At 39.6% G+C, this 25,336-nt stretch carries 18 protein-coding genes; 16 read left to right on the top strand and 2 right to left on the bottom strand.

Translation table 11 applies throughout. The features are described 5' to 3' along the window. Positions 1-1,734 (bottom strand): alpha-L-rhamnosidase, encoded by a 1,734-nt coding sequence (locus tag ACF3OC_RS03155; RefSeq protein WP_392470878.1) that lies wholly within the window; start codon positions 1,732-1,734, stop codon positions 1-3. A gap of 400 nt (positions 1,735-2,134) precedes the next feature. Between ACF3OC_RS03155 and ACF3OC_RS03150 the strand changes: the two genes are divergently transcribed. From ACF3OC_RS03150 to catB, 16 genes are all read left to right on the top strand, one after another. Further along, positions 2,135-5,410, top strand: coding sequence for a TonB-dependent receptor (locus ACF3OC_RS03150; RefSeq protein ID WP_094280165.1), 3,276 nt, complete (start codon positions 2,135-2,137; stop codon positions 5,408-5,410). Between the two features lie 12 nt (positions 5,411-5,422). Continuing rightward, positions 5,423-6,910 carry a RagB/SusD family nutrient uptake outer membrane protein gene (locus tag ACF3OC_RS03145; protein WP_392470874.1) on the top strand — a complete coding sequence of 496 codons (1,488 nt, stop codon included), beginning with the start codon at positions 5,423-5,425 and terminating at the stop codon, positions 6,908-6,910. Positions 6,911-6,952: 42 nt separating this feature from the next. Next, positions 6,953-9,634 (top strand): c-type cytochrome, encoded by a 2,682-nt coding sequence (locus tag ACF3OC_RS03140; RefSeq protein ID WP_094255384.1) that lies wholly within the window; start codon positions 6,953-6,955, stop codon positions 9,632-9,634. An 11-nt stretch (positions 9,635-9,645) separates the two neighbouring features. Further along, complete coding sequence (locus tag ACF3OC_RS03135) at positions 9,646-10,719, top strand: aldose 1-epimerase family protein (protein WP_094280167.1); 1,074 nt, start codon at positions 9,646-9,648, stop codon at positions 10,717-10,719. A gap of 11 nt (positions 10,720-10,730) precedes the next feature. After that, positions 10,731-11,942 (top strand): hypothetical protein, encoded by a 1,212-nt coding sequence (locus tag ACF3OC_RS03130; RefSeq protein ID WP_094255386.1) that lies wholly within the window; start codon positions 10,731-10,733, stop codon positions 11,940-11,942. A gap of 21 nt (positions 11,943-11,963) precedes the next feature. Further along, positions 11,964-13,004: a sugar phosphate isomerase/epimerase gene (locus ACF3OC_RS03125; protein ID WP_094255387.1), complete on the top strand. Its 1,041-nt coding sequence runs from the start codon at positions 11,964-11,966 to the stop codon at positions 13,002-13,004. A gap of 18 nt (positions 13,005-13,022) precedes the next feature. Next, positions 13,023-14,183, top strand: coding sequence for a Gfo/Idh/MocA family protein (locus ACF3OC_RS03120; protein WP_218823945.1), 1,161 nt, complete (start codon positions 13,023-13,025; stop codon positions 14,181-14,183). Positions 14,184-14,200: 17 nt separating this feature from the next. Next, positions 14,201-14,998 (top strand): DUF1080 domain-containing protein, encoded by a 798-nt coding sequence (locus ACF3OC_RS03115; protein WP_218823946.1) that lies wholly within the window; start codon positions 14,201-14,203, stop codon positions 14,996-14,998. Positions 14,999-15,016: 18 nt separating this feature from the next. Further along, complete coding sequence (locus ACF3OC_RS03110) at positions 15,017-15,739, top strand: EboA domain-containing protein (RefSeq protein ID WP_094255389.1); 723 nt, start codon at positions 15,017-15,019, stop codon at positions 15,737-15,739. Positions 15,740-15,752: 13 nt separating this feature from the next. After that, positions 15,753-16,733, top strand: coding sequence for a TatD family hydrolase (locus tag ACF3OC_RS03105; RefSeq protein WP_094280169.1), 981 nt, complete (start codon positions 15,753-15,755; stop codon positions 16,731-16,733). A gap of 12 nt (positions 16,734-16,745) precedes the next feature. Continuing rightward, entirely contained in the window at positions 16,746-17,618 is an 873-nt protein-coding gene (gene eboC / locus ACF3OC_RS03100; protein ID WP_094280170.1) for a UbiA-like protein EboC, read from the top strand. 12 nt (positions 17,619-17,630) lie between these two features. After that, the gene (locus ACF3OC_RS03095) at positions 17,631-18,812 is read left to right on the top strand and encodes a 3-dehydroquinate synthase (protein ID WP_094280171.1); all 1,182 of its coding nucleotides are present in this window, start codon (positions 17,631-17,633) and stop codon (positions 18,810-18,812) included. After that, a complete protein-coding gene (gene eboE / locus ACF3OC_RS03090) occupies positions 18,799-20,013 on the top strand; it encodes a metabolite traffic protein EboE (protein ID WP_094280172.1) in 1,215 nt (404 codons plus the stop codon). Before ACF3OC_RS03095 ends, eboE begins: the two co-directional genes overlap by 14 nt. 1 nt (position 20,014) lies before the next feature. Further along, on the top strand, positions 20,015-21,400 hold the full coding sequence (locus tag ACF3OC_RS03085) for an alkaline phosphatase family protein (RefSeq protein WP_094280173.1): 1,386 nt from the start codon (positions 20,015-20,017) through the stop codon (positions 21,398-21,400). Between the two features lie 93 nt (positions 21,401-21,493). Beyond that, positions 21,494-23,032: a hypothetical protein gene (locus ACF3OC_RS03080; protein ID WP_392470869.1), complete on the top strand. Its 1,539-nt coding sequence runs from the start codon at positions 21,494-21,496 to the stop codon at positions 23,030-23,032. A 144-nt stretch (positions 23,033-23,176) separates the two neighbouring features. After that, entirely contained in the window at positions 23,177-23,806 is a 630-nt protein-coding gene (gene catB / locus ACF3OC_RS03075; protein ID WP_094280175.1) for a type B chloramphenicol O-acetyltransferase, read from the top strand. Positions 23,807-23,885: 79 nt separating this feature from the next. Here the strand turns inward: catB and ACF3OC_RS03070 are convergent, their stop codons facing one another. Continuing rightward, the gene (locus ACF3OC_RS03070) at positions 23,886-25,328 is read right to left on the bottom strand and encodes an MFS transporter (protein WP_094280176.1); all 1,443 of its coding nucleotides are present in this window, start codon (positions 25,326-25,328) and stop codon (positions 23,886-23,888) included. Between the last annotated feature and the right edge of the window lie 8 nt (positions 25,329-25,336).

Raw genomic sequence — 25,336 nt, 5'->3', positions numbered from 1 at the left:
TTATCTTATTATTTTAATTTCCTTAGGTGCTTCAATTTCGGAAATTATTTTTCCATTTGCATCTTTTGTGTGCTTAACTTTTATGATACCATATTTAGTAGGGAAAGTACCTTCAGCAAAACTTAGATTTCCTAAATGGGGTTTAACGGTATAAGCCTTGCCTCCGGGTTCAGCGACTTTGATTCCAAGCACATGCTCGGATAACCAAGAGGTAGGACCTGAGGCCCAGCCATGTGCAAAACTATGACGATGTCCAACATAGCAATATGCCCCAAAATCGCCATGAATATCTATTTTTCCTTCGGGCACCAATTCATCAATACGGCTTGCATTTGGAAGCCATTCAATATTAAAATCTTCCCAGAAGGTAGTAGCTCCTAAATCCAACATAGCCCCCCAATATTCGGAGATGATATCCATTGCTTCCTGATATTTACCTGCTTTGGCCATGGCTTCCAGCATATAATAGCCATAAAAAGTGGAGAAGTTTTTCGCACCACCGACTTTTAATACATCTTGATAAGCCTTTTCTTTATCCATTAATCCCACCAATGACATTAATGCTGCTGCCTGTTTGGATTGATTATGATCGGGTTTTACTTTTCTCATTTTCACCAAGGCATCATCACAAAGTTTTTTGGTCTCCGGATTATTTAAGAAAGTACTTATTTGAGAAGCTTTTTCAAGTCCTAATATGGTCATGGCTTGCAATCCTGCATGTACGGCCAAACTATCTTCACTGGAAGGCCAATCTAAAAAGCGAGTCCCATCCATCTGCTCTTTTCCATCTTTTACCTTGCTCAAGATCTGTTTAACCAATCCTTGTAGATATGGTTTTTGCTCTTCCAAATAAGCTAGATCACCATGTGCCATATACCAATCATAGTGCAATACAATCCACCACATGGAATAGGTACTGATGCCACACATCCAACCTGGAAGCGGAGTAGATTCTCTTGCTAAATCCAGACTTTTGGGAACAACATCATTATATCCAAAAACGGTATTTACTGTTGCTACTTCAGGATGTAAATCCCCCACCCATACCAAACGGTCGCGTTTTATGGCATCCCATAAATAATCCTGCATATTCAGGTGCACGGTATATGCTCCTACTTCCCAGATTTTATTTAATCGCTCATCGCTACTTTTGAATGTCCCGAGATAAGGGATGTCACGATAGGTAGCAATCGCTCTAACTTCTCTTAAATGTAATTCAGCATCGGGGTCCAAAAAGTCGATCCGAACAAAACGGAATCCCGATTCACCAGTCTGGTTTTTGCCTAACCATGGAAGTTGCAATTTCATGTCCCGCATAGCATGGTCATTTGTAGCACCTTTGTCGCCAATCTCCGACATCGCTTCAGAAACAGACTCTCCTAACCTTATCCGAACATTTCTAGGGGTATTTCCTCCGCCCCACATGCCGGTGATAATTTCTACAGCACCATTAATCTCCTTGCCAAAATCCAAAAGAACAGAACTGGTCTGCGTAGCATTATTTTTAAGAATGGTAATATGCTCGTTATTCAAATTTGCCTGACCATTTCCGTCCAGCATTAAATTATCTGAAGCATTGATCTGGCCATCTTGCCAAACAATACGGGTTGGATAGATATATTCTCGGGTCATTGGGCTGATATGCTTGGAGCCATCGCTCAATTTATGCTGAGCATGAGAGACAAAAAATGATAAACAAATACTGAATAGTATTAGAGAAAATTTATGTGTCATGGTAGAATAGGTTATAATTCTGAAAATGTTTTTAAAGTTAAGCAAGCGGATGGAAAGGACTATCCTGCTCTTACATGAGGGTGTTTAAACAGGACGGTGCAGGATGCTCAACCTAAATTGGATATTTATATTTGAATCAAGCCTTTAAGGATAGGCAACCTAATTAAATAACTAATTCTGGTAACCCCACAACCTAGGTTACCAATAAACCAAATGAAGACTAAAACATGTATAACTTAGAAAAAGGATGATTTGTTATTGATATATAACAAGGATTGAGACCTATATAAAAAAACCGATAGTGTTCCCGCACCATCGGTTCTATATTATTAATGGTCTTTTTAAACGTCACAAGAGGGTCGAAACTCTTTATGGTTTAACCATTTAACTTTGCAAAGGTATGCAATATGACCAATTAAACAAAACTAAAAACCATCGATTCATTGCGCCTTCAGTAACATTCAGGAAGGTATTTGGGTTCACTTTCGGAACTGAACCTAAGAAGAGATTCTTGCAATTATCGTTAATCTTCCCAGCACTGATACTATCTCAGGCGGGACATTCCGAGACCACAAATTATTCATCAATGGATAAAGAGACATTTCATATTTCCATGAGCCATAGTTTGGACTTCAGTTCACTGACCTCAACTCCTCAAGAGAAAATTAAGGTAACAGGAAAGGTGACGGATGCTCAAGGTATGCCTTTGGCTGGGGTTTCCATTCGTGTAAAAGGAACCACTTCAGCGACCGCTTCGGATGCTGAAGGAAATTATGAAATTGAGTTGAACAAAGGTCAGTCCTTAACTTTTGACAATATCGGCTTCGCACAGAAGGAGATTGTAGTCAATGCTGCCGGAACACAAAACGTTTCTTTAGAAGGCAGCAGTGAGGATATCTCCGAGATTGTTGTTGTGGGATATGGTAGTCAACAGAAAAAGGATGTTACAGGATCCATTGCAGCGGTTTCCATGAAAAACGTGAAAGGACAAGCATTAGCGAGTCCGGATCAGGCACTTTCAGGACAAATCGCCGGGGTGTCGGTAAGTACATCCAATGGTACCCCTGGTGGAGGTCCTAAGATTCAAATCCGCGGTATGAGTGCTATTGGTGCTGGAAGTCAGCCATTATATGTAATTGATGGTTTCCCGGTTCCCGGTTCATCTTCAGAACGTGGAAACCCATTAGCGACCATGAATCCGAATGACATTGAATCCATGACGGTATTGAAGGATGCATCGGCGACAGCGATTTACGGTTCTCGTGGATCCAACGGGGTAATCTTGATCAACACCAAAAGAGGCTCGGATGGAAAGATGAAGATCGATGTTGCGGCCAGTTCAGGCTTGCAACAAGTTCCACAAAAAGGAAGACCTAATTTAATGAATGCTGCGGAATTCGCACAGTTCCGCAAGGAGGCCATCGAAGATAGGATCAGATTCGAGGAAGGCCGCGAACCAACAATAAATGATATCCCAGAAGAATACCGTAACCCAGCAGCATTGGGTGAAGGTGTAGATTGGTATGATGCGGTTACTCGTATTGCACCCATGTCCGATATTAACGTGAGTTTTTCAGGAGGTAATGAAAGTATTCGCTCTTTTGTTTCAGCAGGATACCTCAACCAAAAAGGAGTTATGTTGAATTCTGGATTTGACCGTTTTTCAATCCGGGCAAATGTAGAAGGGAATTTCCTCAGAAAACTTAAACTAGGGATGAACATCAACCCTACGCTATCGTATTTAGAAGGTGGAATCAACGGTCAAGGTCGTGATGAATTCTTTGAAATTACAACACCGGTTGGAAAGATCTATAACGATGATGGTTCCTATGTACCATACATTCAATCAGCAGGAACATTCGGAAACCCGAATCCCGTGATGTATCTGAATCAAAGGACCAACAAGAGCTCAAAGCTTAAAATGTTGATGAGCACCTATGCTGAATATAGCTTCTTGGATAATTTAAAGTTCAAGACCACCTTCAACGTAGATTATCAAGACGAAAGTGGTGAATATTTCAGACCATCCACTATTCCTAATCAAAATGCTCCGGGGCCAACAATTCCAAGTGGAAGCTATTGGCGTGGCAGTTACTTGAACTGGGCGAATGAGAATACTTTGAATTATGATTACAGCACTGAAAGTGGTCATTCGATTTCAGCATTAGCGGGATATTCAGTACAGGTACAAAAAAATAAGAATGCCAATTTCAATGGAAGTCAATTTCCGGATGATGATATTCAGACTTTAAATGCTGCTGCTCGAATTACTGGAGGAACAGGTATTGAAGACTGGGCATTGATTTCATATTTGGCGAGGGTGAATTACTCCTATTTGGATCGTTATATCCTTACTGCATCTTATCGTGCAGATGGTTCATCGCGATTCGGAAAAGACAACCGTTGGGGTTCATTCCCTTCGGTAGCTGTGGGATGGCGTTTATCTGAGGAACCTTTCTTAAAAGACAAGGAATGGATAAATGAATTGAAACTTAGAGCATCATTCGGTCGATCAGGAAACTTCAACATTGCAAACTATGCATCCTTGAGCGGCATTGGAACGGCAAATTATGTCTTCGGAGGTAGTTTAGCACCAGGTCGTACGATGAATAGTTTAGGAAATAGTTTCTTGGGTTGGGAGAGAATGAAAGAATTGAACATAGGTGTAGACTTTAGTACCTGGAATAATCGCTTGTCCTTCACTGCCAACTATTATAAGCGGAATACCTTGGATCTCTTATTGGGAACCCCAATTCCACAATCATCAGGATTTGGGTCTGTTGTTGAAAACCGTGGTGATGTAGAAAATAAAGGATATGAGTTTTCAGTTAGCTCAGCCAACATTGTGAAGGATAATTTCACATGGAACACTGACTTTAACATCTCCTTCAACCGGAATAAGGTTATTGCCTTAGGCCGTAGTACCGATCCTATTTATTCAGGGGCGAGTTCAGAGGGTAACTTCACCAATATTACGCGTATCGGTGAGCCAGTAGGTATGATCATCGGTTATGTTGTAGAAGGAATCTATCAAAACCAAGCTGAAGTTGACCAGTATGCAGCGTTTCCAGGAGCTATTCCGGGGAATTTAAGGATGAGAGATGTCAATGGTGATGGACAGATTACGCCAAATGATGACTTTGACGTCATTGGTAATCCATATCCAGACTTCACCTTTGGGATGACGAATAACTTGACTTATAAAGCTTTTGACTTGAGAGTCATGATGGTAGGTTCGAAAGGACAAGAAATGCTACATGCGACGCGATTCTACACAGATAACATCGATGGTGTATTCAATGTTAGAAAGGAAGTTGCAGATCGCTGGCGTTCAGAATCTAATCCAGGAAGTGGATTGGTACCAACAACCAATGGTACGGGTAGAGGTCGTGTTATGTATCGGGATACACACTCGCTATTCATTGACAAAACTGACTACTTATGGATAAAAAACATAACTGTTGGTTATACCCTACCAAAAAGTATAGGAGGAATTGTTAACAACCTAAGGATCTATGCGAACCTTCAAAATCCATTCTTATTTACAGGATATGAAGGCAATCCAGAAGGAACAAACATTAACCGTGGTGACACATCGCCATTGGTACCGGGAATTGATTACTCGGCATACCCTGTTCCAAAGATCTACACATTAGGTTTGAATTTTAACTTTTAAGAGACAAAGATTATGAAATTAAGATATATTCTTTTAGGTCTAGGGTTATTGAGCATGAGCACTTCCTGCAACCATTTATTGGATGTAAAACCCTATACATTTTCCAGTGGCGATAATTATTATGAAAACGAGGGTCAAGTCCTTCGTGCGGTGAATGGTGTTTACAGTAGATTACAAGGTTTATATACCAGTGATTTCTGGGCGATGACCGAAATGCGTTCCGACAATACCAATTATCAGTATGATGAAACCGACCGTGGTGTACAACAGCGGGAGGAGATTGATGAATTCTTGATTACCTCATCCAATAATTACGTCAATACGACTTGGGTAAATCTCTATGGAATCATCCAACAGGCGAACGTAATTATCAGCAGAATTGACCAAGTAACCTTCTCGGATGAAAAAATAAAGTTACAATACCTCGGTGAGGCTAAATTTATCAGAGGATTTGCCTATTTTCATCTTGTCCGATTATTTGGTGAGCTTCCTTTGCATACAAAAGAGGTGGCAAATCCACAAGATGCTTTCACCGATGGTAAGAAAGCAAGCGTTGATGAGGTTTATGCTGTCATTATTCAGGATGCCAAGGATGCGATCGCCAATTTACCGGCAAGCTATGAAAAGAACAATGCTGGAAGAGTAACCAAAGGAGCAGCATATACCCTACTGGGCGATGTTTATCTGACCAGAAAACAATATGCTGAAGCAGTAACCAATTTTCAGGAAGTAACCAAGTTAGGTTATTCCTTGATGCCAGATTATGCATCCTGCTTCAATCCAGCGAACAAAAATAATGCAGAATCGATTTTTGAGATACAATACGATCAATCGGTAGAAGGCGAGAACAGTAATTTCATTTACATGTTTGGCCCTCGCAATGCGAAAATGCAGTTGGTAGGATATTCTGGAAACTTAGGCGGAAGTAATATTCCGACGCCAAGTATCTACAATGCCTATGAGCAAGGAGATAACCGTCGTGATAAATCCATTCAATTGTTTTCTGACCCTTCGAATTCGAAATTCCAGGAGTCGGTAGCATTTGGAGGCAAGATTCCATTCATTAAGAAATTTTACCATCCACCTTATATTGAGGATGGGCGTTCCAATGAGAATTGGCCAGTTTACCGTTACGGGCATGTATTGTTATTATTGGCAGAAGCTCAGAACGAAGCTGGAAGTGGAAATCCTATTGCTAACCTAAACCTAGTCCGCAAACGTGCAGGCTTGCAACCATTAGCTGGACTTTCCAAAGAAGCATTGCGTGATGCAATTGCAAAAGAACAACGTATTGAGGTGGCGTTTGAGGATCATAGATGGTATCAATTGTTAAGAACGGGAAAAGCTATAGAAGTAATGACCGCTCATGGTGCTCAAGAGAAGAAGAGATTAACCAGATTAAGTGCAGCATCTTACAACATTCAACCATTTAAACTATTGTTCCCAATTCCGCAGCGAGAAATTCAGATTAATGGAATTCCTCAGAATCAGGGTTGGTAAATTAAAAAGCTGTTATAAACCATAAAACAACATAAAAACCAAATGATAAAGACTAAAAGAGCACAATCGTATTTGTTTGCTATGCTTCTCCTCTTCTTAGCAGGATCATGTAAACAAGAAAAGGAAAAAGAAGTGGTCAAAGAACCTAATCCGAAAACGGATAAAATCGTTTTGCCGGAAGGTTTTGAGATCGAACATATCTATAGCCCTTCGGATGACAAAAAAGGTTCCTGGGTATCAATGACTTTTGATGATAAAGGTCGGATGATCACATCGGATCAATTTGGCGGGTTATTCCGGGTCGAATTGCCGCCACTTGGGTCGGACTCAACGGTAAAGCCTAAAATCGAAGCACTAGATTTTCCTATTGAGGGTCGTGATCCGAAGGATACATCCTCTACAAAAGTTGGAATGGGCTTCGCACAAGGGTTGCTTTGGGCTTATAACAGCTTATATGTAATGATTAACCACCGTCCTAATGAAAACCTTTCAAAAGGATCGGGCTTGTATCGTTTGCAGGATACCAACAACGATGATAAATTGGATAAAATCACGCAGTTGATGGCATTGGATGGCGAAGGGGAACATGGTCCACACAGTATTGTCCTAGGACCGGATTCCATGATCTATGTAATCGCCGGAAACTTTACGACCATTCCAAAAATGGACAATTACCGTTCATTGCCAAGTGATAAGGTTGATAATTTAATACCATATATCCTGGACACTCATGGTCATGATTCTGACTCTCATTTAAATGGAGGCTGGATTGCAAAAACAGATTCAGAAGGTAAATCATGGGATCTGATTGCTTCAGGTATGCGTAATGGTTTTGACCTTGCCTTCAATAATGAAGGTGAATTATTCACCTATGATTCCGATATGGAATGGGATTTTGGTATGCCGTGGTATCGTCCTACGCGTATACTGCATGTGACAAGTGGTGCTGAATATGGTTGGAGAAAAGGTGATGCGAAGTGGGATGAGCGCTTTTTGGATAACCTACCTGCTACCTTGAACATTGGACAAGGTTCACCAACCAACTTTATCAACCCTAATCAAGCGAAGTTCCCAGAAAAATACAGAAACAGCTTATTGGCGTTTGACTGGAGTTTCGGGATTATCTATGCTATCCATTTAGAACCGAAGGGATCAAGTTATACCGCGAAAGCAGAGGAGTTTATTTCAGGATCTCCACTTCCACTTACAGATGGTACTATTGGACCTGATGGAAGCTTATATTTCTTGACAGGTGGTCGTCGTTTGGAATCAGATTTATATCGCGTATATCATAAAGATCGTGAAAAGATCAACAATGAAGTTAAGAAATCGGAGCCCTCTGATTTAGTGAAATTGCGCAGAGAAATCGAGCAATACCATAGACCATCTCCAGCAGGCACTGTGGATAAAGTATGGGAATACCTAGGTCATGAAGATCGTCATATTCGTTATGCAGCACGCATTGCTGTGGAGCATCAACCATTTGACACTTGGAAAGACAAAGTTTTTGCAGAGCGCAATGTGGTTCGTTTGACAGAAGTAATGGTGGCAATGGCCCATGTGGCGGATGCATCCATGCAGCCTCAGATCATGAAGAAATTGGCTACTATTCCTGTTGAGAAAATCACGCCAAAGATGTTGGAGAATTTATTGAGAGTTTATGAGCTTGTGATTGCCCGTATGGGTAAGGTCAATGATGCAGATGCAGCAGCATTAGCACAACGATTGGAGCCATTCTATCCGGCGAAATCAAATTACATGAACAGAGAATTATCGAAGATTCTACTTGCGTTAAATAGCGAACCGGCTGTTAAAAAATCATTAGAATTATTGGCAAATGCGAAGGATGACACCACGCAAACCAGCTTTATGAATTCTTCGAATTTGATTTTAAGAAATCCGCAATATGGATTGGATATCGCTGATATGTTGGCTAATATCCCACCTGCGCAACAAATCTTTATGGCAACTGCCTTGAGTAATACCAGCGTTGGTTGGACTCCAGAACTTAGAGAACAATATTTCAACTGGTTCTACAAAGCCTTTGGATTCAAAGGAGGAAACAGTTACATCGGTTTCATCGATAATGCACGTAAAATGGCCTTGAAGAATGTACCACAGGATCAATTGGCGATGTACGGCAAAATGTCCGGAGACTCTTTGATCAATGCCCAAGGAAATAGATTGGCTGATAAAGTTGAAGGTCCAAAAGGTCCAGGAAGAGGCTGGGAAATTGACTCAGCGCTGAAAGTAGTGGACGAGAATACAGGCGAACGTAATTTCAAACGTGGTAGAGAATTATTCCTTGCAGTAAAATGTGGTTCTTGTCATACCGTCAAAGGCGAAGGTGGATCTGTAGGTCCAGACTTGACACAATTAGGAACACGTTTCTCAAAACGCGATATGTTGGAAGCTATCATCGAACCTAGTAAGGTTATTTCAGACCAATATGAGTCTAAATTATTCCACATGAAAGATGGCACAAACTTATTAGGTCGTTTAATGAGTGAGGATGAGAAGAATTATGTGATTTCGCAAAATCCATATGCCCCACAAGTGACGAAGACCATTGCGAAGAGCGATGTCAAGTCGATGAATCGTTCGGAAGTATCGATTATGCCTCCGGGAACATTGAATTCAATGAATCCAGATGAGGTAAAAGATATCATGGCGTATTTGATGTCAGGAGGAAATGAGAACAGTGATGTTTATAAGAAAAAATAAAATTTAAAGAATTGGAAAACTCAAATCAAGACTGGTTGAATAAGGTCTCCCATGTGGCGCAGGTCGGAGGCATTGAAACTTCTATTTTAGATAATGGAAGAGGCAAGGGAACTCGGATAGCCTGGATAAACACAGGTGCAGGATTACGATTTAAAGTTGTGATAGACCGAGGGCTGGACATTGCAGATGCATCATTCAACCAGTTTAACTTGAGTTGGTTAAGTCGATTGGGAGTAACCGCTCCCCAACCTTTTTCAGATAAAGGTATTGATTGGCTAAGAACCTTTGGCGGCGGCCTATTGACCACCTGTGGGGTAACCCATGTTGGAGGTCCAGAATCGGATGAATATGGCGAGCGCGGATTGCATGATCAATTCAGCAATAGCCCGGCAGAACTTATCTCCGTAAAACAGCCGGATATAGCAAATGGAGATTTTGAAATGTCCATTACCGGAAAGATTTTTCAAGGCCATCCTCTAGGCGATAACATCGAAATTAAGCGCACTATTCGATGTGTTCTAGGACATCCTACCATTTATTTGGATGATGAAATTCAAAATGTTGGTAATATCAATTCTTCCCATATGATTTTATACCACTTCAATTTTGGATGGCCTTTTATTGATGCCGGGACGAAACTCCTTTGGAAAGGAGCATGGAAATCTCGTGAAACAGGAGATGCGAATAAAATATTTAAAGAAGGTCAGGATTTCCGGACCTGTCAGGAGCCCCGTGAGGATCACAGCGGTTCTGGCGAAGAAGCCGCATTGATCGATGTGGATGCGGATGCATCTGGAAAAGTAGATTGCGGAATTTACAATGAGAAGTTAGGCTTTGCATTGAAAATTAGTTTTAACAAAGAACAATTGCCTTGGTTGACCAATTGGCAACATTGGGGCAAAGGAGAATATGTAACAGGGATGGAACCTGGAAGTCACCCGCCTTTAGGGCAGAAATTAATGCGTGAGCGCGGGGAATTAATCCAGTTGAAACCCGGAGAAAAGAGGAAATATAACTTAGAAATCAGTATATTGAATAACTCTACCTCCATCAACGAATTTGTAAACAAGTATATAAACCTATAAATATCAAAAGAATGGAAATCATTGAAAAGGCATTCGAACAAGGAAAAGGAATTTTAAGATTAGCTCCGAATTGGGTACCGAGATCATTTTGTGTACCTGGTCGACGAATTAAACTTCACCCAGACGACTATTATGTGCTAGGTGGAGAACGTGGTGGAATTGATGAGCGTTGGTTTTCATCAACGACACCTGCTAAGAATGGTCCATTAACTGGTGAGTTTGAGGGTTTGAGTTTTGTGGTCTATGAGGAAAATGGAAAGACAGAGCAGGTTTTATTATCAGACTGTGTGGATCATTTGAAGGGGAAATTAATTGGTGACCGTCTTTGGGATGAGTATCAAAGCTGGCCAATGTATTCGAAGTTTTTCGACAATATGGGGCCACTACCCCACCATATCCATCACAATGATGAAAAAGCTGCATTAATTGAACAACAAGGAAAACCGGAAGCTTATTACTTCCCTCCTCAGTTGAATAATCACGGTGGTGATTTTCCATATACTTTTATGGGAATCGCTCCGGGAACATCCAAGGAAACCATCAAAGAATGTTTGGAGAATTTCAGCAAAGGGGATAATAAAATCACCAATTACTCACAAGCATATCGTTTAGAGCCAGGGACTGGATGGGATGTTCCTCCAGGTTTGCTTCATGCCCCTGGAAGTATGTGTACTTATGAACCGCAGAAAGCGTCGGATGTATTCGCGATGTATCAATCTTTGGTGAATGAAGCCATCATTCCGGAAGAATTATTATGGAAAGGTGTTCCTGAGAACATGAAAGGCGATTATGATGCTTTAATGGATATCATTGATTGGGATTTAAATGTGGATCCTGATATGATGAAAAACAGATTCATGGCACCAAAACCTGTTCATGATGAAAAAGAAATGGAAGCTGCAGGATATTCAGAAAAATGGGTTTGCTACAAATCAACTGCATTTAGTGCGAAAGAATTAACGGTATTCCCTGGACAAACAGTGACCATTAAAGATTCGGCTGCCTATGGATTGATTATGATGCAAGGATATGGAAAAATGAATGATTGGACCATTGAAACTCCGGCATTAATCCGTTATGGACAGTTGACCTTTGATGAGTATTTTGTTTCTGAAGAGGCTGCTAAGCGCGGTGTTGTGATTCAAAATCATTCAAGCACCGATCCTATAGTGATGTTGAAACATTTCGGACCAGATAATCCGGATTTAGATGTAAAAGGTTAATCATTGATAAAACAATTATTTATGAGCAAGAACAATTTCCCAAAGTTACACAATGCGACATGGCCAGGCATTGTAGGAAAAGGAGACCATGAGCCCATCATTTCATTGGATGAGTTATTGGAGAAAACAGCGAAGGCCGAAGTAAATGGAGTAAAATTCGATGGTGTTGACTTAGGATTATTTGATCCGCATGTTAAGTTAGATACCTCTGATGATCATATAAAATCTGTTGTAGATAAAATTGGCGGCACCTACGGTTTAGCTATCGGTACCTTGGTAGCTCCTATTTGGCCACCTGATGGTGGATCAGCAATGGGTTCACAAACAGACCGTGACCGTTTTGTTGAAGTCGTAAGAAAAGCAGCGGAATTTGGGTATAAACTTCGTAAAGAAGGTATCAGAACAAATAATGTAATCCGCGTGGATTCAGCAAGCAGTGTGGAAGAATGGGCAAAAAACCCTACTGAGAATACGAAACTGATTGCCGATACTTTCCGTAGAGCTTGTGATGCAGCTGCTGAATATGGCGAGCGCATTGCTGCCGAAGGAGAGATTTGTTGGGGTGGAATGCAGAGTTGGAAAACGATGTTGGAGACTCTGGAAATGGTAGACCGTGATAATATGGGATTCCAAGCGGATATGTCGCATACTTTCTTGTATTTATTGGGATATAATGCTCCGGAAGACCGCATATTGAAAGCAGATTTTCAGTGGGATGATCGTGAGGAATTAGAAAGAGGATTGAAGTTTTTAACCTCGAAATTGCGTCCATGGACGATTGATTTCCATGTTGCACAAAATGATGGAACAGTATTCGGATCTGGTTCACATGATAAAACCGGAAGACATTGTTTGCCAACGGATCCAAATGGCAGATTGGATATTGCCAAAGATGCTGGATTCTGGATGAAAGATGAAAATGGAAACCCAACGAAAGCATTTGATCATATCTGTTGGGATGGCTGTATGTTCCCGAATGAGGTGATGCATAAACAGGAAACATGGGATTCAATCTTGAAAACCTTGATTGAAGTTCGCGATGTAAATGGCTGGTCGGCATAATTTTCTAAACAAAAAATCATGAGCAAAAAAGAATTAAGAATAGGATTAATTGGATGTGGTTTTATGGGAAGAACACATTCGAATGGATATAAACGTGTACCTAACTTCTTTCCTAATTTGGAGTATCAACCTGTTTTAAAAGCTGTTTGTTCCCGCAGTGAAGACAAAGTGAAAGCTTTTGCTGAACAATGGGGATATGAATCCTATGAAACGGATTGGAGGAAATTAATAGCAAGGGATGATATCGATGCTGTAGACATCTGTACCCCCAACAATATGCACATGGAGATCGCGATTGCGGCAGCAGCGGCAGGTAAGATGGTCTTATGTGAGAAACCCTTATCTCGAACTTTAGAGGAAGGTGAGAAAATGGTGGAAGCTGTGGAATCCAATAAGGTTAAAAATACGATATGGTACAACTATCGTCGTTTACCAGCTGTTACCTTGGCGAAGCAAATTGTGGATAGTGGTAAATTGGGTAAGATTTTCCATTACCGCAGTAACTTCTTACAGGATTGGACCATCAATGAAAACCTTCCGCAAGGAGGTGCTGCATTCTGGAGAATGGATGCGGATGCTGCTGGTTCAGGAGTAACGGGAGATCTATTGGCTCACTGTATTGACTTGGCCATGTGGTTGAATGGAGGAATCAAGGATGTATCGGCAATGACGGAGATCTTTGTGAAACAACGTATGCATGAAGAAACAGGCAAAATGGAAGATGTAAAAATTGATGATGCCTGTATTTTCCACTGCCACTTCGATAATCAATCTTTAGGTTTATTTGAATCTACGCGCTATGCTCGCGGACATAAGGCCTTGTTCACTTTTGAGATCAATGGTGAGAAAGGTTCGTTGAAATGGGATCTTCATGACATGAATCGTTTGGAATATTTCAACAATGCTGATGATTCCATCGTCAGGGGTTGGAGGTCCATTCACGTGACGGATGGTGACCAGCCGTATATGGATAAATGGTGGGTTCCGGGACTGTCATTAGGCTATGAACATTCCTTTGTTCATCAAGTAGCAGATTTTTTACAAAGCCTAGAAAAAGGTGAAGAATGTCACCCAACTTTTAGAGATGCATTGGAAACTCAGAAGGTTTGTGAGGCAGTAATCAATTCTGCAAAAAACAGGAAATGGGAGGACACCCAAGTGGAATGGAAAAACAAATAATCACTAGAAAATCCATCATGAAAAAAATATTCAAATTTAGTTGTATTTGCTTAACTGCTACGGTTTTACTGAGCTCTTGCAATGGAAATACGGCAGAGAAAAACAATGCGACTGACAGCACTTCCACAGAAAACACAATGAGCGAACAGGGCTATATCGCCATGTTCGAACCGAACTCATTATCGGGATGGGAAGGTGATACCACGTATTGGAAAATGGAAAATGGAGTTCTTTCTGGCGAGATCCGCGAAGACCAAGAACCATTGAAAAACAATACATTTTTGATCTGGAACGGAGGTGATGTAGGCGACTTTTCGTTGAAAACTAAATTTAAAATTTCCGAAAATGGAAATAGTGGTGTAAATTACAGAAGCGATCGCTTTACGGAGCTGCCGAATGCCCTTAGGGGATATCAGGCGGATATTGACGGTAAAAACAATTATACCGGTCAAAACTACGAAGAGCGCAAGCGTACAACCTTAGCTTATCGCGGTCAACGTACGGAGATCTTAAATCCTGCTGACGGAGTAAAAGGCGAATCAAAAGGCAATGCCTGGACGAATATGAAGGTCCTTGATTCTGTTGCTACTCCAGAGGAATTGAAGACCATCGTTAAACCGAATGATTGGAATGACCTTGAAATCGTTGCTGAAGGCAATAAACTAACCCATTACGTAAACGGAAAGATCATCGCTGAGGTAATTGATAATGATCCTGAAAACCGCAAGGATAAAGGATTGATTGGAGTTCAGGTGCATGTAGGACCTCCAATGAAAGTGGAGTATAAAGACATGCAGATTAAAATTATAAAATAATAAAATCTAATACGCAATATGGAATGGAGAGAACAAGTGAGAAATACCTTATTCGAACTGCTAACCGCAGAAGAGAAGAGCTATTTGGAGGAATGTGAACAAAATATTGCGGATAATTATTCTACAAGTTTCGTCAGAATATTTTCCTCATTAAGCAGGAAATTAAATACTAGCAAGGAAAAATTAGTAAGTATGGTCCAAGAGGAAAGCAATCCCTTGATTGTTGATAATTGGACCGTACTTAGACTTGCAAGGGTTTATCTATTGGGCTTGATTGAAGACCAACAAGAACCCTATTTTACCTTTATTGAGAAGCTATTCAATTATGCGGATATGCAAGAGCTCGAAGCGCTCTATTCGGCATTGAATATTTATCAATTCCCAAGAATTTGGATTGAACGTTGCCAGGAAGGCATACGTAATAATATCGGCCCAGTTCAAGGTGCCATTATGGAACAGAATAAGTTTCCGGCGACCTATTTGAGCGAAGAGGCTTGGAACCAATTAGTTTTAAAAAGCTTTTTTACAGGCAAAGAGATTAAGAAAATTTATGGTCTTTACGAAAGGAACAATGTAAATCTTGCGAATTCCATTGTCGATTACATATATGAACGCGATTCTGCCAAGCGAGAGATTCACCCCATGTTGTGGGAATTGGCGAAGGATCATTTACCTCCACGCGCTGAAGAAATCTTCAAACAGCAAAGCACTATACGCCCAGAATTATTAGAGAAAAATTAAAAAACAGTCAGTAATGTGTACAGAATTAAATAGAGACCTGGCGAGCATGGGTAGACCAATGCCGTTAGACTTTGAATTAATTAAAGGGATGAAATTCGTGGATCCGCATATACATATGGTTTCCCGAACGACGGATGATTACCAAGCACTGTTTGATGCAGGGGTTTTGTTATTAATTGAACCTGCATTTTGGGTTGGTCAACCTAGAACAGGTATCGATACGTTTAAGGATTATTATAGTAGTCTTATCGGTTGGGAAAGATTTAGAGCTTCACAATTCGGAATTAGACACTTCTGCACGATTGGATTAAACTCCAGGGAGGCAAACAATGAAGCATTAGCTGAACAAGTGATGGAGTTATTGCCTCACTTTATCTATAAAGAAGGGGTTCTAGGGATTGGAGAGATTGGTTTTGATGATCAGACCCCCGCTGAAGAAAAATACTACAGAGCGCAATTGGAACTGGCTAAGGAAGCTTCAGTTCCGGTTCAAGTGCATACCCCCCACCGTGATAAAACCAGAGGGACAACGCGAAGCATGGATATCGCCATCGAACATGGACTGGATCCTCAAACGGTGATCATTGACCACAATTCTGAGGAAACAGTCAAAGAAGTTTTAGATCGTGGATTCTATGCCGGATTTACCATTTATCCATTTACCAAAATGGGGAATGAACGTATGGTTGAAATCGTGAAACAATATGGTTCAGAGCGTATCATGGTAAATTCCGCTGCGGATTGGGGAATCAGTGATCCATTGGCAGTGCCTAAAACCGCAGCCTTAATGGTTCAACATGGTATTTCACGGGAGGATATTGAAAAAGTAACCTATCAGAATGCATTGGATGCATTTCAAGTAAGTAAACATCTGGATATAAACAGCTTGGATAGGACTTTCATTGCAGACCCGAACGAGAAGTTTGAAGGGAATACTATTTTACGTGGTGGTCAACAGCCAAGGTTAAACAAGGATTCTATTATTATTTCTTAATTACCAGGGCGTATGTTGAAACCATGGATCCAAATAATCCGGCCGTCCAATGTTTTAACAGCCATTTCCGATGTCCTTGCGGGCGTCGCCATTGCCTGTTTGTTTTTACATCATGATTTACCTGAGGTAAATAATCTGATTTTGATTACCATTTCGAGTATGCTGTTGTATACCGGCGGAATAGTATTCAATGATGTGTTTGATGCAGCGTTGGATCAGGTGGAAAGGCCTGAGCGACCGATTCCTTCTGGAAGAATCAAAAAGTCTTCTGCCGCTATATTAGGGGCTGTTGCCTTTGCGATCGGCTGTGCATTAGCCTTTTTGGTCAATGTTTCGGCATTCAGCATTTCCCTTGCCATCGTCCTGATGTGTTTGCTCTACAATGGTAAAGCAAAACATCATTTTATCGCTGGCCCTATCGTCATGGGAACCTGTCGTGGATTAAACTTATTATTAGGAATGGCCTTATTACCTGCTTCATTGGAGTATTGGTATATCGCAATTGTTCCTATTATTTATATTGCATCAGTAACAAATATTAGCCGTGGAGAGGTTTACGGGAATAACAAAACCGCTATGTTGGTTTCTATAGGTTTATATGCCATGGTTATTCTGACCTTACTCTATTTTACATTTGTCAGCAAGAATTATTTAGCTATAATTTTCATTCTGTTTTTCACTTTAATGATCGCGCGTCCATTGTTCAAGGCTTTAAAGTCTTTGGACCCCATGGATGTTCGAAAGGCTGTGAAATTCGGTGTATTAGCGCTCATATTGATGAATGCCAGCTGGATTGCCATATCGGGATTTTGGATATTGGCTCTAGCAGTTTGTGCCATTCTCCCAATTTCAATTTACTTAGCTAAAAAATTTGCCGTAACCTAAACCCAAAGTCACATGGAACGTGTATTAGAACAAAAATTCACTATTGAATATCAATATAATATCTTTTTTACTAAAGGGCTTTTCTCCTTGGGGAATAACCTTTTTAAAGATTTCCTTGCCAAGCATAGTAACCCTGGATTTAAACAAAAGATTCTTTTTGTCATCGACGCAGGATTTATGGATAAACATCCAAATCTTGCTGAACAAATCCATAATTATTTTATGGAGTCTGAGGACTTTATTCTTTCCAGTGAGCCATTGATTATTCCTGGTGGTGAAATCTGTAAGAACGATAGCAATTGCTTGGACTCTATCATTCAGGCTGTGGATCAATATGGTATTGACAGACATTCCTACATTGTAGGAATCGGTGGTGGAGCCATTTTAGATCTTGTTGGCTATGCTGCTGCGATATCTCACCGCGGAATTAAACATATCCGGATTCCCACTACGGTACTATCACAGAATGATTCGGGCGTTGGGGTTAAGAATTCGGTGAATTATAAAGGGAAAAAGAACTTCTTAGGAACCTTTACACCTGCTAAAGCGGTCTTCAATGACTATGAATTCCTGCAAACGCTGGATGAGCGTTCTTGGGTAGCGGGGGTCTCTGAAGCTATTAAAGTAGCTTTAATTAAGGATCTGAGTTTTTATGAATGGATTGAAAATAATGCCGCGAAAATAAAAGAGCGAAACTCCGCAGAAATGGAGGATTTAATATATCGCTGTGCTGATAAGCATCTGGAGCATATCCGTAATGGTGATCCATTTGAATTAGGGTCTTCAAGACCATTGGATTTTGGACATTGGAGTGCGCATAAGCTTGAACAGATGACTGACTTTCAGGTTTTGCACGGTGAGGCTGTATCAATTGGAATTGCCATTGATGTCCTTTACTCCTACTTAATTGGAAATATTTCTGAAAAGGAAGCTATACGAGTAGTTAGTCTACTTAACACTTTAGGTCTGCCGATTTATCATCCTATATTGGATTCTGAGGAAGCTAGGTTTATTTTATTATCTGGTTTATTGGACTTCCAAGAACATCTTGGAGGTAAATTAACAGTTGTATTATTGGAAAAATTAGGCAAAGGAAAAGATTATCATCATCTGGATTATGATTTGATTATTCAAGCGATTGATTTCTTAAAGAACTTCTGTCAAAATCAAAATCCTGTTTATGAAGCTAGCTAATTCTCATTTATCTTATTGTAGCAATATCCATCCGGGGGAGTCGTGGAAAGATCATTTTCATGAATTAAAAACAAATCTTCCTAAAATAAAGGCAGTAGTTTCTCCAGATCAAGATTTCGGATTAGGCTTGCGACTATCTGCGCAAGCAGCTAAGGAATTGAATCATCCTGAGGAGATGAAAGAATTCCAAAATTGGCTGTCCGATAATAATATCTACGTTTTTACGATGAATGGATTTCCGTATGGAGACTTTCACCTTAAAGAGGTAAAAGATCAGGTGCATGCGCCGGATTGGACAACCAAAGAACGTTTTGAATATACCAAGGAACTATTTGACATATTGAGCCAACTATTGGATGAAAGGCAGGAAGGTGGAATTTCAACCTCTCCGCTATCCTATCGTTTTTGGCATGAACAAAATAGTGCTGAACGGCAAAGGAAAAGGGATATATGCACTAGACATATTCTTCAAATCGCAGAATACCTTTATCAAAAAGAGGTCTCTACGACCCGATATATGCATCTTGATATCGAACCAGAACCAGATGGTATGCTGGAAGATTCCCAAGAATTTATTTCATGGTATCAGCAAGAATTGATACCTATGGCAATCGGCTTTTTCAAGGAAAAATATAAACTAGATTCAGAACAAGCAACCGCTATCATAAACCGGTATATCTGTATCTGTTATGATGTCTGTCATTTTGCACTAGAATACGAGAATCATCAGGAATGCATGAAACAGTTAAAGGACCTGAATATTAAGATTGGTAAGTTTCAAGTTAGTTCTGCATTGAAAGTTAAACTTTCTGAGCATCCTAAGGAGCGTGAGAAACAGAAAGCCAAATTGAAAGAATTTAATGAGCCGATTTATCTTCATCAGGTAATCGCCAAGGATATTGAAGGAAATTTAATTAAGTACAAGGATCTTCCGGAGGCATTGAGTGATTCCAATGATTTGAATCATGTGGAGTGGAGAAGCCACTTTCATGTCCCGATATTTTTGGAGAGTTATGGAGAGTTGGATTCTACCCAGAAGGATATTTTAGACGTTATAGAATTACATAAGGCTGAACCAAGAACTAATCATATCGAGGTTGAAACCTATACATGGGGTGTTTTACCCAAATCATTGCAAGCTCCGATTGAGGAATCTATTGCGAGGGAACTAAATTGGTTATTGGATAAAATAAGGAGTTAAAATGAAAAGAATTGCTGTAATTGATATTGTTGGGCTTTCAAGTTCTGTTATTGGAGAACATACTCCCTTCATTGAAAAATTCATCAAACAAAATAAATTAAGGAAGATTAAACCGGTATTACCGGCATTAACAACTTCGGCTCAAACAACATATTTGACAGGTGTTGCACCCAGTGAACATGGGATAGTTGGTAATGGTTGGTATGATCATACAGATTCAGAAATAAAATTCTGGAAACAATCCAATAAGTTGGTTCAAGGCGAGAATATCTGGGTTACTGGTAAGAAAAAGAATGCTGACTTCACCTGTGCACAGATGTTTTGGTGGTATAATATGTATAATGATGCTGATTTTTCAGCGACTCCTAGACCAAATTACCTTGCTGATGGTAGAAAGATGCCCGATTGCTATGCTTATCCAAGTACTCTTCGGGATGAGCTGACAGAAAAATTCGGAAAATTCCCATTGTTCAATTTCTGGGGGCCGAATGCCAATATTACCTCTTCTAATTGGATTGCAGAATCTGCTATGTATGTTGAAGAAAAACATCAGCCAACACTTAATTTAGTCTACCTTCCTCATTTAGATTATTGTCTGCAGAAATATGGTCCCACAGGAGAAAATGTTCCTGCAGAATTAAAGCAAATCGACCAACTCATAGAAAGAATGGTTACTTTCTTTCAGAAACGGGATATCGAGGTTGTTTTATTATCTGAGTATGGAATAGGACCAGTAAACCAACCAATTCACATCAACAGAATTCTGAGAAAAGAAGGATTAATTGATATTCGAATTGAAAGAGGACTAGAATTATTGGATGCTGGAGCCTCTGAGGCTTTTGCCGTTGCTGATCACCAAATTGCACATGTTTATACCAAAACTTCAGAAACCAAGGATAAGCTAAAGGCATTGCTAGCCAAAGTTCCTGGAATTGCGAAAGTATTGGATAAAGAAGGTCAGAAAGCTTATCATATCGACCATGAACGTTCAGGAGATTTGGTATTATTGGCTCATAAAAATGCTTGGTTTACTTATTATTTTTGGGAGGATGATGCCGTAGCGCCAGATTATGCAAGAATGGTAGATATCCACAAGAAACCAGGATATGATCCAGTGGAAATGTTTATGACTTCCAAATCTAGAGCGATTGGTAAATTGATTCTGAAGAAGATCGGCTTTGCTGCTGTTCTGGACATTACACCATTGGATGCAACATTGGTGAAAGGATCCCATGGAATCGTAGAGGTTGATGAGGAATACTATCCAATCTTGATTGGTAACTTCGATGACCTTGATGAAACCGTAGATCCCACTTCAATTAAACAATTACTATTAAATAAGATTTTTGTCAACCAAAAGGTAGAAGAAATTACTGTTTCTCAATAACTGTAGATGATTTGTTAATAGCTAAACCCTTGATTTCATAAAGATTTCACGAATTAGTTTCGCATCTTTAGGATTGGACAAGCATTGGTTATTATGTCATATCATGAAATAGAAAATTTAGTTGAAGACTCCGTTCATTTATTAGAAGGAACAGAACTTTCAGCAGCAGAACAACGTAAAATCATTTTTAATTTGTATAATTTCCAAAACAGATTTGATACAAGTTATACGGTTTTACGTTTTTTTCCTTTTTTAGAAAAGATTGGTTTCATCAAGAAGCTTCCCATAGATCAACACCCTGATTACAAGAAAAATCCTGATTACTTTAAAAACTTAGAAGATTCCGACTGGATTCTCAGTGATATCAACGACGAGGAGTCCGATGTACTCTTTCAAGAAGATGGATATATTTTCCCTCAATATGGATCACAAACTTGGGAAAGACTATTAGCTACTGGAAAATGGAAAGAAGCACCTGAAAAACCTACTGAAATCCCAGTGCTTGAGTTAGTGGCTCAAATTATTCAACTAGCTAAAGAATATGAAAATATTCCTTTAATGCATAATTTTTATCTAGCTTTTCTCAATGCTTTTTTAGACTATGACATTGGTACTGAGGATGGAATACCCAAAGGTTTTGAAGACTGGTTGAAGGATGAACAATTATTAAAACTTCGGGATTACAACATAAATTTTAATTTATTAAAAGTCAAACAGAAGGATACTGATTTTGAAATCCCTAGACTTTCAAATGAATTATCTAATCTGTCAGATTCCGATGAAAGAGCTAAGGTTAGTTTTTTAATGGATTCTAAAAAATCAATCGAAAAAATATATGCTAGCTATCAAAAAGAAATAAAGGCTGCGATTGAATTACCACAACATATCGACTTGATTTCAACGATGGCAAAGGAGATGATGGAAAAAAGTTCTTGGACATTTTTGGTGGAAAATATTGAGCAACCGTCAGAAAAATACAGTTGGGTATGGTACAAGGATCTATCAGTAGATAATAGAACTAGCCGTTTCTTCACAGAAATAAGCTTAGATGTGGATTTAAGTTCTATTTATGCTACCCAATATGTACAGCATGGATTACTTTTAGAGTGGCAGGAAAAGTCGCTTAGCATGAATCTCAATGACGCTCATTTTAAGACCAATCCTTTTGAATTTATTTCCAGTGATGAACTCGATAAGAAACTCAACTTCATAGGCCTATGGGTCCTCCCATTAAAATCTACAAGTAAAAAAATCGCTGCATCAAATCAAGAGTTCCTAAACTATCTTGATGGATTGGGAACAAGTTATTTCGACAAGATACATAAAGAGTTCCCAAAGCCATTCTTTTCTAAATCCTTTGCATCATATATCAAAATATTTGAATCGATGGAACCAATCAATGATTTCTTATTGATCGATGATCTGTACTCCATAAGCTTATTATTTATCTATAACCTGATTCAACAAGGTAAAGAAAAGGAGGCTCTGAAAATTTATGAAACTTTGGAAAGTCGATTAACAGATCGTTTTCGAGATTATATCCCTTGGTATAAGAATGAATTTTTACCATTTATCAAAGCGATTAAATCAGGAAAAAAACCAGCTTTGCCAGGTTTATTTAAAAAGGATTAGAAGGTTGGATTCATCTAATAAATTAAAAATCATTATTTTAGGGATATGAAAAAATCAGATTAGCATTAGTTAGCACATAGATTCTAATAGAATAGGCGATTCATTCGTCCCTATTCTGTATTGTTAATAATAAAAAATGCTAATATGAAAAATCACTTCAAAAGTCCGTTTAAAGGACAAATAATCCAAAACTATAATACAAATCCCAATATTATTGCCGGCAAGTATTCTTACTATTCAGGCTATTACCATGGGCATTCATTTGATGATTGCGCCAGATATTTATTCCCTGATGAAAGAGCTGCAGACAAACTTATCATTGGTTCCTTTTGTTCGATAGGGAGTGGCGCAAGTTTTATCATGGCGGGAAACCAAGGTCACCGATACGATTGGGTCTCCTCCTTTCCTTTCCATTTTATGCCAGAAGTAGCGAGTTTCAATGGTAGTGAAAATGGCTTTCTACCCGCTGGGGATACCGTCATAGGTAATGATGTCTGGATAGGTACTGAGGCGATGATAATGCCCGGTATAAAGATTGGCGATGGCGCTGTTATTGGTAGTCGCGCACTCATTACCAAAGATGTGGAGCCCTATGCTATTATGGCTGGCAATCCTGCTAAGCAAATCAGAAAACGCTTTTCAGATCAGGAAATTTCCTTATTGTTAGAAATGAAATGGTGGGATTGGGAAGAAGATATATTAAAATCAGCCATGCCAATCCTGAGCTCAAGAAACATTCAAGGACTATTTGATTTTTACAAGAAAACAATCTAAAAATGAGGAGCGAATAATACTCGCTCCTTATGTTTTATATCCTTTATTTCTAAATTTTTAAAGTCTCTTAATCCTCTTTCTATAGATGAATCAATTTCATCTTTGGCACCAGTGATCTCATTATCACCCAAGCCAACAGATAAGCTACTGAACAAGCAGCAAAGATGATAAAGTAGCCCGATTCAATCCCCTCGAAACCAAACACTTTCATGTTCGTCTGCTCTGCATAATCAAAGAGTACTCCAGATATCTTATTGATTAGGAATGACCCAACACCTCCCGCCAAGCCACTAATCCCAGTAACTGTTGCAATTGCTTTTTTAGGAAACATATCTCCCACTGCGGAAAAGATATTAGCGGACCATGATTGATGTGCTGCCGCACTTATACCGATCAGAATCACCGGAAACCAATAGGAATATTCTCCTAATGGTTGTGCAAACAGAATCAGCAACGGAAAAAATGCGAAAATCAACATTGCCCGCATTCGACCTGCATATACCTCCATCCCTTTCTTTTCTACAAAATAGGTCGGCAACCATCCTCCAATAATAGATAACATGGTTATCGCATATAATACGAATATCGCCACCTGCCCTTCAATATCTGAGGATTTAATATCATAAACCGAACTTAAATACGCCGGAAACCAGAATAATAAAAACCACCAAACCCCATCGGTCAAGAACTTACCAAAGATCAAAGCCCAAGTTTGTTTGTACTTCAGACATTCTCGAACCGAAACCTTTGATTTAACTTGAACAAAACCATCCTCATTAACCTCTCCATGATCTACATCCTGCTTTATATAGGCGAGTTCTGCAGCATTCACATTCGGATTTTCTTCCGGCTTCTTGTACATAAATTGCCAAAAGCCCATCCAAATAAAACCTAATGCTCCAATAATGATAAACGACATTTCCCAACCATATTTAGCAGCAATAACTGGAATAATAAGCGGAGCTAACAAAGCTCCAATTGTCGTTCCTGAATTAAATATGGAAGTTGAAAAGGCTCGATCCTTCTTTGGGAAATATTCTACACAGGCTTTCATGGCCGCCGGAAAGTTACCGCCTTCTCCTAGGGCTAATATAATCCGCGCAAAAATAAATACGGTTACAGAGATATTTACAACCTTACTAACATCCTCGATTCCAGCAATCACCTCCTTTGCTCTTCCAAAACTAACCAACCATTCACCTGCTAACACTCCTGAAGTAATCATTCCACAGAAGGCATGCAAAATAGCCCCCACAGACCAGATGGCAATTGCCCATAAATAGCCTTTTTTCGTCCCCAACTTATCGATGAACCGACCAGAAAGCAGCATAGAAATAGCATATACAATGGAGAAGATGGCCGCCACATTTCCATAGTCATTATTGGTCCAATGGAATTCCGGAGCAATAAAATCTTTCCATGTTAGCGAAAGAACCTGTCTATCAAGGTAATTGATGGTTGTAGCAAAAAATATCAATGCACAAATCGTCCACCTATATTTCGTAGGTTTACTCGTATTCATAATTAGTA

The sequence above is a fragment of the Sphingobacterium cellulitidis genome (genome assembly GCF_043187465.1).
Taxonomy (GTDB): Bacteria; Bacteroidota; Bacteroidia; order Sphingobacteriales; family Sphingobacteriaceae; genus Sphingobacterium; species Sphingobacterium cellulitidis.
The sequence above is the reverse complement of the archived record's forward strand: the minus strand, read 5'-3'. Positions and strand labels throughout refer to the sequence as shown.

What these genes read in the sequence shown, in the direction of transcription:
- ACF3OC_RS03115 (WP_218823946.1), top strand. Translation starts at nt 14,201, where the DNA reads ATGAAAAAAATATTCAAATTTAGTTGTATTTGCTTAACTGCTACGGTT.
- ACF3OC_RS03095 (WP_094280171.1), top strand. Translation starts at nt 17,631, where the DNA reads ATGGAACGTGTATTAGAACAAAAATTCACTATTGAATATCAATATAAT.
- ACF3OC_RS03080 (WP_392470869.1), top strand. Translation starts at nt 21,494, where the DNA reads ATGTCATATCATGAAATAGAAAATTTAGTTGAAGACTCCGTTCATTTA.
- ACF3OC_RS03085 (WP_094280173.1), top strand. Translation starts at nt 20,015, where the DNA reads ATGAAAAGAATTGCTGTAATTGATATTGTTGGGCTTTCAAGTTCTGTT.
- ACF3OC_RS03070 (WP_094280176.1), bottom strand. Translation starts at nt 25,328, where the DNA reads ATGAATACGAGTAAACCTACGAAATATAGGTGGACGATTTGTGCATTG.
- catB (WP_094280175.1), top strand. Translation starts at nt 23,177, where the DNA reads ATGAAAAATCACTTCAAAAGTCCGTTTAAAGGACAAATAATCCAAAAC.
- ACF3OC_RS03110 (WP_094255389.1), top strand. Translation starts at nt 15,017, where the DNA reads ATGGAATGGAGAGAACAAGTGAGAAATACCTTATTCGAACTGCTAACC.
- ACF3OC_RS03105 (WP_094280169.1), top strand. Translation starts at nt 15,753, where the DNA reads ATGTGTACAGAATTAAATAGAGACCTGGCGAGCATGGGTAGACCAATG.
- ACF3OC_RS03120 (WP_218823945.1), top strand. Translation starts at nt 13,023, where the DNA reads ATGAGCAAAAAAGAATTAAGAATAGGATTAATTGGATGTGGTTTTATG.
- ACF3OC_RS03155 (WP_392470878.1), bottom strand. Translation starts at nt 1,734, where the DNA reads ATGACACATAAATTTTCTCTAATACTATTCAGTATTTGTTTATCATTT.
- eboC (WP_094280170.1), top strand. Translation starts at nt 16,746, where the DNA reads ATGTTGAAACCATGGATCCAAATAATCCGGCCGTCCAATGTTTTAACA.
- ACF3OC_RS03125 (WP_094255387.1), top strand. Translation starts at nt 11,964, where the DNA reads ATGAGCAAGAACAATTTCCCAAAGTTACACAATGCGACATGGCCAGGC.
- ACF3OC_RS03150 (WP_094280165.1), top strand. Translation starts at nt 2,135, where the DNA reads ATGCAATATGACCAATTAAACAAAACTAAAAACCATCGATTCATTGCG.
- ACF3OC_RS03145 (WP_392470874.1), top strand. Translation starts at nt 5,423, where the DNA reads ATGAAATTAAGATATATTCTTTTAGGTCTAGGGTTATTGAGCATGAGC.
- ACF3OC_RS03140 (WP_094255384.1), top strand. Translation starts at nt 6,953, where the DNA reads ATGATAAAGACTAAAAGAGCACAATCGTATTTGTTTGCTATGCTTCTC.
- eboE (WP_094280172.1), top strand. Translation starts at nt 18,799, where the DNA reads ATGAAGCTAGCTAATTCTCATTTATCTTATTGTAGCAATATCCATCCG.
- ACF3OC_RS03130 (WP_094255386.1), top strand. Translation starts at nt 10,731, where the DNA reads ATGGAAATCATTGAAAAGGCATTCGAACAAGGAAAAGGAATTTTAAGA.